Origin of the sequence: Xanthocytophaga flava, from assembly GCF_030068545.1 — a bacterium.
Lineage (GTDB): Bacteria > Bacteroidota > Bacteroidia > Cytophagales > 172606-1 > Xanthocytophaga > Xanthocytophaga flava.
Window position 1 is genome coordinate 586,097 of the sequence record NZ_JASJOR010000001.1, and the last position, 11,890, is coordinate 597,986.

The following is an 11,890-nucleotide window of genomic DNA, read 5'->3' on the forward strand; positions in this document are numbered from 1 at the left end:
GGTCTTCTGTATAGTTCTTAAAACATTAAGCTATAAAAAGAAGATATCATGAAAATTACAAGATATAGCCTTATTGCTGGTGTGATGGCAAGTATGTTGGCTGCATGTAGTGAACCGGAAACTCCAACTCCTGTTCCTGCAACGGCACCATCCTCTTTAACAGCAAACATTTTGTTTGTTAATGCATCACCTGATGCTCCACAATTAAATTTCTTTATCAATAACATAGCTGCAGGAACAGGATTAACATTTCCAAATATTCAGGAAAGTTACAATACTCCACAAGCAGGTCCCCTCCAGTTTCGTGCTAAAGCAGCTTCAGGACAAATCGGAGGTACTCTTGGCTCAAATGATGTAGTATATAGAGCAGGATCAACTAATAATACCAACTTTACGACTACAGCAGGTAAGTACTACACTGTATTTGTAACAGACACAACCACTCGTCCAAAACCTACTACACCTGCCGGTGTAACGGATCAGGGAGGATTACGTTTATTTCCGGTAGAAGATATTGTACGTAGTGCAGTTGCAGGAAAAGCGTTTGTTCGTTTTATTAACTTATCACCAAATGCACAAGCGTTAGAACTTGTAGATGCAGATACAAAAGCAAGTATCCTTCCAACGAAAATTGCAGTAAAAAATACAAGAACTAACAAGACAGATACAGTTAGAAACGCACAAAGAAGACCCTATCTGGAAATATCAAAAAGTGTGACAATTGATAATGATAGAGTAAGCACAAATACAGCTGCATTTACTGCCATTGATGCAGGAAGTTATGCATTGCAAATCATCAATAGCAATGTAACACTAGGCACAGGTGTTAAACCGCTAACAGCACCTATTGACTTTACTGAAAACTTTGAAGAAGGAAAACTATACACAATTTTTGTGAGAGGTTTGATTGGTGGAGGTGGAGCAAAAGAAATAGATGTTGAATCGATAAAACACCCAACCAAATAAAATTTCATACTAGATTTTATTACGTATACAAACTGCCCGGCTTTTAAGTCGGGCAGTTTTATTTCAATAATACTATAAAATAGCAGATCCAGGACAAGAAATTAAAATTTGTAGTCCTATCAATTTTAAACTGTTTAAAGCTATCGCTTATTAACCTTTTCGATTCCCAAGTTTAAAATAAGAGAGTAGATTATGCTATTGAAGTCAGCCTCTACTTTTTGGTTTTCCTTTAATTCACTATCTTTCCTATCTGATTCCAGCCTCTATGCTCTACTCTAAACAGTTCATTAAAAACTCCACTGCCGAATGGGTCGTGTTTATCCATGGTGCGGGAGGAAGCTCCTCTATCTGGTTTAAACAACTACGGGAATTTCGTCAGCATTTTAATGTATTACTGATTGATCTGAGAGGCCATGGAAAATCCAAAAACCTGTTACAGGAACACCTTCGGAAAACGTACACTTTTACAGATGTGACAAAAGATGTACTGGAAGTATTGGATGATAGACGAATCAAAGCGGCTCACTTTATCGGTATATCTCTGGGTTGCCTGATTATCCGTACACTCGGAGAGTTACAGCCTGAACGTATCAAGTCTATGATTCTGGGTGGAGCCATTACAAGGCTTACCATACGATCAAAAGTACTCATGCATGCAGGGAATGTACTGAAGCGGGTTATGCCCTATATGTGGCTATATAAGTTGCTGGCCTGGATTATTATGCCTAAAAAACGACACGAGCAATCCCGGCACTTATTTATTGAGGAAGCTAAACGCCTGGCACGAAAAGAGTTTCTTCGCTGGACACGCCTGACAGGAGAAATCAATCCATTGCTCAGATACTTTCATGAAAAAGAGATTTTCATCCCAACTCTTTATCTGATGGGAGAAGAAGACTATATGTTTCTGGCTCCGGTACGGGCAATTGTCAAACAACACCAATCTGCTATACTGGAAGTAGTTTCCAACTCAGGCCATGTGGTCAATGTAGACCAGCCTGACATTTTCAATCAGCTTTCCATACAGTTCATCCAGAAACATAGCTAAGCCAGTGGATTATTCACCATGTGTCTTATTCTTCATACCGAAGATGCCCCTGCCCTATCTTTAAGACAACAACGGCCTTTTCCTTTTTGAAAACTTCCTGAATATGTAAAGGTAGTAGTTCTTTCATCACAAAGTCATACTCCCCAAAGATTTGTGTACTCAGACCATTGGTTTCAACAACCACTTCAGGATGCCTTCTTAATTTCTCAATAAACGCCAGTACAGAGCTTTCATATTGCTCATGCAATGGATACAAGCTAATTTCTACAGTTACTTTCATAATGCTAGTTGTCAATAAAAAAGGAGCAAGAACGATAGTAGCGAAACTACAATCATTTTCTTGCTCCTCCATGATATTTATTGAAAAAACAACAAGAATCGCTTACATCATGCGATACCAGTTCATAATTTTCTCCTTGGTTAATACATTGCGCCAGTCTGGACCGTAGGCATGTATCCACATGTGTTCCAATGCAATAGCTACATCTGCCATTTTAGAAATCTCTTCCTCAGTCCAGGTAGCAGCCAGATTTTTAGGCAGCGTTACTTTATGTAACGCCAGCATCTGACGAAATTCATTTACGTAATCACCGTATACTTCATCCAGTACATCAAATGCAATACAGTTGGCAATACCATGACGGTAGCCAAATACAAACGACAAGCCGTAAGACAAAGCGTGGCAAGCACCTACTTCAGAATAGGTAAGACTCAATCCTCCCATATAGGAAGCAATCATCAGTTTTTCATCTGCTTCCAGGCGAGAAATATCTTCCCGTAAAAATACTTCCTGGCACAAAGTCAACGCCTTCTCTCCAAACGCTGTACTGAATGCATTATTCTTTGTACCTGTCAGTGACTCTACACAGTGGATATAGGAATCCATACCTGTATAGAAACGTTGATCAATAGGAGCATCTGCGACTACTTCCGGGTCCAGGATGATCTGGTCAAAAATGGTATAATCACACTTGATACCCAACTTCTTTACAGGACCTGTCAATACAGCTGTCATCGATACCTCAGCCCCTGTACCTGCCAGTGTAGGTACACCTACTTTGTAAATACCTCTGTTTTTAATCAGATTCAGTCCCTGATATTGTGTAGCAGGTCCGGGATTGGTCAACAACATAGATACAGCTTTCACAATATCCATTGTACTTCCTCCACCTATACCAATCAATCCAGCAGGCAATTTGCCAAATCCATGAATTTTAGCAGTCAGTGCATCTACCTGTTCGGTGGTAGGCTCTTTGTCTACGTTTACCCAAATCAGTTTGTCCTGATCTTCGAGTACAGGGATACGTTGTGCAAATGCTTTATTCTCAAATACATCATCTACTACAAACACAAAATAGTCATCTGCACTCTGTTTCTTTGCATCTATAATTTCACGCAACTGGTTAAAGCTTCCATTGCCGAATACACATTTTTCGACACTCTTAAAGTTTTTGTAATTCATATCCTTAAATAAAAAAGAAAATCAATAAAAGGAATTGTATAGGGACGCAAAGGTAGACTGATTTATAGATTATTCATACATAAAAATAGGGAATAATACTACCTCAGGCAGGGATAACGACCCCAGTTCTATTTGTTCTTTCCTTTATTCAATCCCATTCACAGTTTACAGAAAGGAAATAACTAAAAACAGTTTGTGTCAGTTCAAGTAAAAGCTTTTATTACCAGATGTTTTCTCAATATGAATGATATAATCAAAATCCTCAATAGCATCACCTGTAACATATTGACTCTCTGGAAGACCAGATGGGAGTAATCTGTATTTTTTTGGTCTCTCATTGACTTTTACCAAGTTGGAAATACGGGCAGTTTCTATTAGAAAAACAGGTTTTTGGGTCAACGAAAAATAGTACTCAAATGTATCAGGATCAGGTGTTGTGAGAGGATTCGTATTTGAAATCTTTCCAATTGATGGATTGAAAGATGTAAATGATCCCTTCGATGTTGTTAAGCCGATTACTTTATAATTGCCACCCAAGCTTCTTTTCAAGAAATATCCCATTGATTTTGAGTAGACATTTATCGTTTTCTGAACATGTGCATTGTGCGCCAGAATAATTATCTTAGAATTGCTGGTGACTTGGTTGAGCACATTTACGGCCATCAAAGAATCTCTTATCTCCGACATTATACCTGTATCCCAGTTAGTCACTGGGTCATTCAACGCTAGAAATTGCCGATAATTAGTTTGATAATCACGAATAGATAAACCATTTTTTGTTGAGGTAAATACACCTGAAAGAAGAGGTTGACTGATATATTTTAAGGAGTCAAAATCCTCTCTGGAAAAGTTATGAGAATATACCTGATTATTCAATAAAGTATAATCGGATAATAATTTGCTGATCGACTCGACAGGAATAGAGGTATCCTCTTTGGCAAACTCTCTGATTTTCTCCAAAGATCTAAATGGGCTTTGAATATCAAACCCAAAGAAAGTAATCTTGGTTTTTCTATTCTTATTTATTTCCTGGACTTGATTGACCAGATCAACAAACTCGGCACATTCATAGTTATAAAGTCTAAAACTTTTCAGAATACTTTTCAAATCTCCCCGACCATCCAATACATACCCATTCAGATCTTCGACTTCTGCCATAGGCGCTTCCAAACCAATCTTTGAGAGTTTAGGATCTGAAGAGAAAAGTTTGATTAGCTTTTTTCGGACCTCAAAAAATTCGCTGGTTCCATGTGACTGTTCACCAATTGCAATAACCTTACTATCTACGCTAGTAAAAACAGCTTGTAGTTTTTTCAAATCATCTTGAGACTCGTTGCCAAGAAGTGTTGGTACACTAACCAGATTTGCATTCAGGATGGCAACCAATTGGTTGTCCAAATTCCGAAAAGATGTAAACAGCAGGAGTACACAAGTGGCTGTGAGTGACCATCTCCACTTCGCATTGTTTTTTTCAGGTGTTGAGTTCATAAGTAACATTCAGATTGCGACTGTGTTATGATAAAAACCAAATCAATATAAATATATTTCTATATTTTCTACAATTAATAGAGTAATTGAATGATTTGTAGTAACCAGTTATTAGTATGTTATTCTTTTTCAATAGACGACTCCTCGTTTATCATACTAACAAAATAGTACTTGTTTATAGAGTGAGCCTTTATCATTGATAAAATGTTGGAATAAACCTATGTTACCAACCACAGATAATACACCTTGAAAATCTCGCTGTCCTCCTGAAAGGAACCCGTGACAAGATCGGCAGCCTTTCCGATTGGAATTATTTTCTCTCTCAGAAAGGAAATGTGACTCTATTTGTCACAAGATTCTTTCAGAAGGACAAAAAAGTAAGAGGAATTTTTAGGAAGATAGGTGGGAGTAATCGTTTATTAAGATAAAGAGGAGGTTGTTCAAAAAGGTAACGGACACAAAATCAGTAAAATACCTTCAGAATAACAGAAATGGGAATGTTATTTTCTTGCAGATAAAGGGGAGACTGATTCTTTCAGAAAGATAGACAGCAAGAGTGTTCTACAGGAATATCAAACAGATAAAAGGGAGATAAAGGAGACCATTGCTCTTACATTGACATCACTGAATGAGAATCCAAATCAGCATCTTGGTCTTAGAGCCACAATTGCTCTCCACAAAAATACAGAGACAGGTTAAGAGGGAAGATTTCCCCTTCTATTGGCATTGGCTTTAGAAGGGGAAAATAAGAAGACTTATTTAGTTAGATATAATGTGAACAAACTTGAATACAACAAGGTATCCGGGTCATCCAGGAAAGCCATGTATTTGGTTTTTAACTGTTGTGCAGCTTCTTCACTACCCAAAGCCTCAGCAGCCTGCGGCATAAAGATATCAAACTTCATCTCCCATAACCAGCGATTGTAATCATCAATCTTGCCAGGGAATAAGTGATATGCCCGCACATCCATTTTGTCTAACACTAATCCAGCCTGACGGGAATAAGCAAATAGTTTACGTCCAATGTACGGATCAAAGCCAGTCTTCTTATTCAGGTAATCAAACACCTGTTCCATTTCAGGTACACTGAACGGATATTGGAACAATAACTGTCCATCCAGATCCTGTAATACTACTTTACCTCCCGGACGGATGATACGCTTCAGCTCACGAATAGCAGCAACTGGTTCTTTCAGGTATTCAAGCAGAAAGCGGGTATATACCACATCTACCGAGTCTGATTCCAGTGGAATTTCATAAATAGATCCCTCACGGAAAGAAATGTTGGTAAGTGCATTTCCTTCTTCTGTAAAGCATTTCAGCTGTGCCTGTTCCAAACGGGCTGCACTGACATCTACTCCAAAAAACTGCTTTTCAGGAAATTTCGCTGCCAATGCAGAAATAATAGCACCTGCCCCACAACCCAAATCTGCAATAGTTTGTGCACCTTCTGTCAATACAGGTGACAAGAAAGTAGAAATAAACTCATCCGGATTTACTTTAGCATCCAGGCGTTTTGCTTCGCGAGGATCATCCATCAGATAACGGGAACGACTATAAGCCTCAGAGGAGTTTACAGTGGAATTCTGTTTCGTAGCAGAATTCGTAGAAAGAGATTGAATAAGTTCAGACATGAATAACTAATAGTAAAATATAGAAAATATGTGTGCTTCGTATTAAGAGGTTAACTAAAGGCTAAGTAACTTTAGAATTATCAACAGATATATCAACCGAAAAGCTTACGCAGCTTCAATAGTCATTGTATCAGATTGATTTATTGAATAATTCAGAGATTTCTCGTACTCCTGCATCAGATACGTAATCCAGTTTATAAAATTGGCCCGGTTACAAATCATCAGATTATATTGTCTCTGAAATACCAGTCCAGGCACTGACATTTGTTCCGCCTGTGAAGATTTAATCAAAAGAGGCACTACCTCCAGTTCACAATCTGCATAGGCTTCTTTGCTGGCCTGAATAAGGGTACTCAGAACTTCGGATAATTCTGTAGGAGACAACAGGCTATTGCCAATAAATTCAGCGGCATTTTCAATTTGCGAAAAGTGCAGACCTACAGACCCTCGGTTAATGACCAACGCACCAGCTAAAAGACCAGATTCTCTGGCATAACATAACAAAATTGCCCGGCGACGAGTAAGCCCTTGCTGCTGATAACGCCCATCCAGTTTGCTCAGAGTCATATCTTCGCCTTCCAGATCCAATGCCTGAGTATATAACTGGCCTCTTTCAGCCTGCAAAAGATCAGCGAAAGCAGCATGATCCTCTCGCTGAATGGATTGGATTTGCCAACGTCCTGTATTATTAGTGCCAACTGGAGAAGTCGCATTTCTCTCTTTATCCTGTATACCCTTGTTAAGCCATTTTTCCACCAGAGGTTTTATAACCTTTTTAGCACCAGCAGAAGAGGATTCATATCCGGGTATAGCAGAACCATTGACATATACTAATTGACGGTCAAGCTCTTTTATGATATTATAGGTAGACGGTGAATTCTGACCCTGTGTGTTGTCTATGCTGTTACGCTGAAAGGCATAAAAGTGAAAAGGCTCAATCAGTACCCCTTCATCTACACGTCTTTCATATAGATGTGTAAACATGCGATGCGCAAAACGCGTCTTTGGCTGATAATATGTTAATATCGCCTGTACTGGCTCCTGCTCAATAGCAGCCAGCTTTAAGATGTGGTAGAAAAAGATCTCACGGGTTTTTACGGGTTGATTGGATACCAGATGCAGAATAATCATGGAAGAAGGTGTATACTTCCAGGCTGCAATAGAAGCAAACATCTGTTCGGCTCCATCATAGAAGGTAAGCGTACGATACATTGAATCAGGAAGACCAAACGCACGTTGCAGATTTTGTTTGATAGCTCCCAATACGGGAATAAGTTTCTCCTTTTTGGCAGGATACAAAAAGTTATTCCGCTCCATTAAGTCAAGCAGTTGCTCGACTTCCATGGCATTTATCCGAATTCGGTTCATGCTCAGATTATGGGATAAACTGTAAATGAAGATAAACTACTATTAAATGATCCTTAGGAATGGTTTAGCGCTGTAAGATGTGAATACACTATCTGTACTGATCGTTTATGAATCGACCGTTTGAAACGAAATACACGAATGAGATTGAGTTCTGACTAGAAGCTTATCAGAGAAGTTGTTTAGGATAATTTTATAAGGCTACAAAGGCAGATTTAATACAAGTTCTATAAGAACTAAAAATACATGTGCTGCGCCTTCTCCCATCGTTGGTGTTATCACCAACGAGTTGTTTCTCATTATGCAGGTTGGTGAGAACACCAACCTGGGGGCGTGAAATTGAGGCTCGCCACAAAATCTGTTCGTTGAGCGTATTTAAAAATTATCCTAAACAACTTCAGAGAAATTAATTGCAGAATACGAGCATTGATAGAATCTTTCTATCAATGCGGATATAAGAAAGTACTATATGAGTGTAGCGTAAAACCCCGGTATCGTTGTTGAGTAAGTAATGCTTTTCAATGTATTCTCACACTGGATATACATTGAAAAGCCATCAAACTATAGTCTTTAGTAAGCTTGTACCAGCCCTATTTTACAGTTGCTCCTTCAAGAAGCCAATCTGTAGCCTTATTCATCTCTCCAAAAATCCGGTAACCTAAACCAAGTCTCTTGAAGTCAGCATTTTCTTTCAATTGCTCTACAGAAAGTTGAGTAAAGTAACTACCACTCATCAACACACCTGCTTTTTTAAGACCTACTTTTAATGCAGCAGGAACCCAGTAAGAAATAAACCACTGATTAACTTCTGTAAAAGGTCCTGTAAAGTTTACTACGTCTTCTACCAACCCGGTCACATTATGATCTTTTATTACGGTTAACGCTTTTTCGTGAGCTTCTTTAATCAAATCAGCCTTAACAAAGCCCTTCCACTCCATAATTAATACGTTATCTTTCCGTAAAAGAAATTTAACAAAAGGTATATCAAAACCTTCTTTTTTCAGTGCGCCGATTTCTTTCATTATTGAATACTATTTTTAAGATGAATAAAATTAATAGTCAAAAATAAAAAAGTGTCTGCTCTCCTATTGAGTGAAAAAAGCAAAAACATTACCGTGTCATTTCATCACACTTTATTTATGCTAAAAAAATACACACTGAAATATCAGTAAAAAGGTAACAGCAATTTATGAATATTATCTTAAAAGTATATACCTGAAAAATAAGTACATTCTCTAAAGTAAACATATACATCAAAAAACAGCCATATTATACTACACCATCTCTATTTAAAAATAATCAATAAAATAACATCTATATTTTTACAATATTATCATCAAAACTCTAAAAAAATACCCAAAAAAATCTACAAAATAAATATATAAAAATTAAAAAATTATTTATATACATATTTAATTCACTACCTATTAGCGATTGATAAACTTTTTTATTTTTACAGACATATGTATTTTAGTTTCTCCTCAAAAAATTTAAAAAACCCCTAATCAAGCTCATAGTAAATATTCAATATAAAAACTCTTCTTTTTATTTTCTAATTAGTAATACTACTAGTAAATTAATTAACCATTATTAATCCTCCCGGCAACAATATCCTAAAACAACGAATGTAAGTTTCAAAAAAAATACCCATTTTTTATGTGTTATCTATCCACTCATTTATTCAAAACGCTAATTTATACCATTACCACACATAAAATTATAAAAACCATTACAAGTAAATTGTCGTACATGGAGAGATGAAAATGCAAAAGTGCCCTGTAATATAGTCATGCTTAGCTTGTTTGGTCTGTAGCATGACTATATTACAGGGCACTTTCAGGCTTTATATACACCTAACTCTTCTTTACATCCTTTACCTTCTTCAGGTCTTTAAGTCGCAATGTACCTCCCGGATGAGTAAAGCTAACACTTTGGCTACTATTGTCCTGCGATTGCTGTACACCAGTTAGCTGATATCCTGTTGTATCGTATTTTGCTTTTTTTCCGTTATCATCAATTTCAAGTACGTTTTCAGAAGCGTAGTAGCTATAATGAAGACCATTCTGACTCCCCTGAAACGAAGCACTTCTGGTAGAAGTAGCTTTTGTTGTAGATTTATCAGGAGTAGCTTTATGATGATCAGGTAGAATCTGAGTTTCAGCCTGTGTCTCTGCATTTCTTACCCATACTGCCAGTTCTGTGCAAATCTGATTCACTTTATCTTTGAGGCTGGAGTTAAACATATCTCCAATCATAACCATTCCGGATTGCCATTGTCCCATACCTCCCAGTTCCGGAATATTAAACTGTACCTGCGTTCCACCTGATAGCCGTAAGCCATATAAGAGAACTTTTACAGTTTCTTCACTGACATGATACTTGGCGGCAATTTCTTTGCTGTTGTCCATAATTGTTTTAGTTACCTACGTTGTAAATGCATGCATTATTCTACAGCATACAAGATACATTATTATCTATAAAATAATGTACCTCAGTGTATTCCAGTCAATACTTATACGCAGTATCCTCGTAAAAGATTAGTTTTTCTATCCCATACCATATTTACGCCACAGTTCAGGCATGGGAGCTTCCAGTATAATCTCCTCTTTTTGTACCGGATGAATAAACTTAGTATAACGGGAATGCAGAAAAATACTGCCGTCCGGACTGCTGCGTGCAAAACCATATTTAAGATCGCCTACTATCGGGCATCCTATAGCTGATAGCTGCGCCCTGATCTGATGGTGCCGGCCTGTCATCAGATGAACTTCCAGCAAGCTGTATCTGTCCGAACGTTGAATCAACTTATACTGTAATTCTGCTCGCAAGCTACCCTTTACTTCCGTTTTATGTGCTTTTGATAAATTGCTTTTTTCACTCCGGGTAATCCAGTGCACCAGTTTCCCTTCTGGCTCAGCAGGTGTATTCCCAACCACAGCCCAGTATACTTTCTCAATATCCCGCTGTTTAAACAGTTCATTCATACGCACCAGAGCTTTGGACGTTTTGGCAAATATCACCAGTCCACTTACGGGCCTGTCCAGCCGATGTACTACACCCAGAAATACTTCTCCTGGTTTAGTATATTTTTCTTTGATGTATTGTTTGATCAGTTGCTCCAGTGCAGGGTCACCATTCTTATCAGGTTGTACTAATACACCAGAAGCTTTATTTACGACAATCAGGTGATTGTCTTCATAGATAACAGTAAAAGGAGGTTGATTCACAAATTTTTTGTTTGGAATAATTTTAATAGCCTATTATGCCAATTGTCTCTCAAAGATCGTATACTCTTTCAAGTCGGCTCCATACAGCAACCCCAGAGAATGTTTATCTGCCAATAGCAACAGATTGTAAAAATCCTCATCATATACCTTCTGATCCAAATCATCTCCAGGGTTACTTCTAAGTTTTAGATTATCAAAATCTATAAGCAATAGTTTCACATCTTCATTCGTAATCCAGTTAACAATACCTATGTTATAGTACGTATGGATAGTTTCATTGGCGATGTCTCCTAGTATATCATCTGCTATTGAACCTCGCGTTGTATTTCCAAAACGTGAATTTATACCAAACTTACCACAATAAAGTTCGGGCTTATAGTAGGCGCATTCATGAAAAACGACAAGCTCAAATAAGGCTGACCATTCATAATACCAAGGATTTTCTTTTTCAAAAGCAGACAGTTCGTTTGAAAAGGGATCATATCCTGGATAAGATTTAAACTCTGCATTAAGGCGTAAAGCTATGGATGCAATAATTTCAGTAGTCAGACTGGTATGATGATCGAGACGCGTCTGTTTATACAAATCAAACAAATCCTGTCGATCTGCAAGACCTCGTTTCAAAGAAGGTACTACAGCTTCAGTAAATTTCTCTTCATCAAAAGGATACAAAGAGTACCAGGTTCCCATTTTATTTATT

The 11,890-nt window shown here is 37.7% G+C and carries 11 protein-coding genes; 2 read left to right on the forward strand and 9 right to left on the reverse strand.

What is annotated here, in order from left to right; all coding sequences use genetic code 11:
- The first annotated feature begins 48 nt into the window (after positions 1-48).
- Both QNI15_RS02400 and QNI15_RS02405 read left to right on the forward strand, forming a co-directional pair.
- Positions 49-966: a DUF4397 domain-containing protein gene (locus QNI15_RS02400; RefSeq protein ID WP_313975385.1), complete on the forward strand. Its 918-nt coding sequence runs from the start codon at positions 49-51 to the stop codon at positions 964-966.
- A gap of 265 nt (positions 967-1,231) precedes the next feature.
- On the forward strand, positions 1,232-2,014 hold the full coding sequence (locus QNI15_RS02405) for an alpha/beta fold hydrolase (protein ID WP_314030337.1): 783 nt from the start codon (positions 1,232-1,234) through the stop codon (positions 2,012-2,014).
- Positions 2,015-2,039: 25 nt separating this feature from the next.
- On the opposite strand, the gene QNI15_RS02410 is transcribed toward QNI15_RS02405, so the two are convergent.
- The 9 genes from QNI15_RS02410 to QNI15_RS02450 form a co-directional block, all read right to left on the reverse strand.
- Positions 2,040-2,294 carry a hypothetical protein gene (locus QNI15_RS02410; RefSeq protein WP_314030339.1) on the reverse strand — a complete coding sequence of 85 codons (255 nt, stop codon included), beginning with the start codon at positions 2,292-2,294 and terminating at the stop codon, positions 2,040-2,042.
- Positions 2,295-2,396: 102 nt separating this feature from the next.
- A complete protein-coding gene (locus QNI15_RS02415; protein WP_313975389.1) occupies positions 2,397-3,476 on the reverse strand; it encodes an iron-containing alcohol dehydrogenase family protein in 1,080 nt (359 codons plus the stop codon).
- Positions 3,477-3,674: 198 nt separating this feature from the next.
- Positions 3,675-4,964 carry an erythromycin esterase family protein gene (locus QNI15_RS02420; protein ID WP_314030341.1) on the reverse strand — a complete coding sequence of 430 codons (1,290 nt, stop codon included), beginning with the start codon at positions 4,962-4,964 and terminating at the stop codon, positions 3,675-3,677.
- A gap of 755 nt (positions 4,965-5,719) precedes the next feature.
- Positions 5,720-6,598 (reverse strand): class I SAM-dependent methyltransferase, encoded by an 879-nt coding sequence (locus QNI15_RS02425; RefSeq protein WP_313993800.1) that lies wholly within the window; start codon positions 6,596-6,598, stop codon positions 5,720-5,722.
- 105 nt (positions 6,599-6,703) lie between these two features.
- Positions 6,704-7,966 (reverse strand): hypothetical protein, encoded by a 1,263-nt coding sequence (locus QNI15_RS02430; RefSeq protein WP_314030342.1) that lies wholly within the window; start codon positions 7,964-7,966, stop codon positions 6,704-6,706.
- A gap of 587 nt (positions 7,967-8,553) precedes the next feature.
- The gene (locus QNI15_RS02435) at positions 8,554-8,985 is read right to left on the reverse strand and encodes a hypothetical protein (RefSeq protein ID WP_314030344.1); all 432 of its coding nucleotides are present in this window, start codon (positions 8,983-8,985) and stop codon (positions 8,554-8,556) included.
- Positions 8,986-9,816: 831 nt separating this feature from the next.
- Positions 9,817-10,371 carry a hypothetical protein gene (locus tag QNI15_RS02440; protein ID WP_314030346.1) on the reverse strand — a complete coding sequence of 185 codons (555 nt, stop codon included), beginning with the start codon at positions 10,369-10,371 and terminating at the stop codon, positions 9,817-9,819.
- A 138-nt stretch (positions 10,372-10,509) separates the two neighbouring features.
- Positions 10,510-11,190, reverse strand: a complete 681-nt coding sequence (locus QNI15_RS02445) for an RluA family pseudouridine synthase (protein ID WP_314030348.1) — start codon at positions 11,188-11,190, stop codon at positions 10,510-10,512.
- A 33-nt stretch (positions 11,191-11,223) separates the two neighbouring features.
- The gene (locus tag QNI15_RS02450) at positions 11,224-11,880 is read right to left on the reverse strand and encodes a hypothetical protein (protein WP_314030350.1); all 657 of its coding nucleotides are present in this window, start codon (positions 11,878-11,880) and stop codon (positions 11,224-11,226) included.
- Between the last annotated feature and the right edge of the window lie 10 nt (positions 11,881-11,890).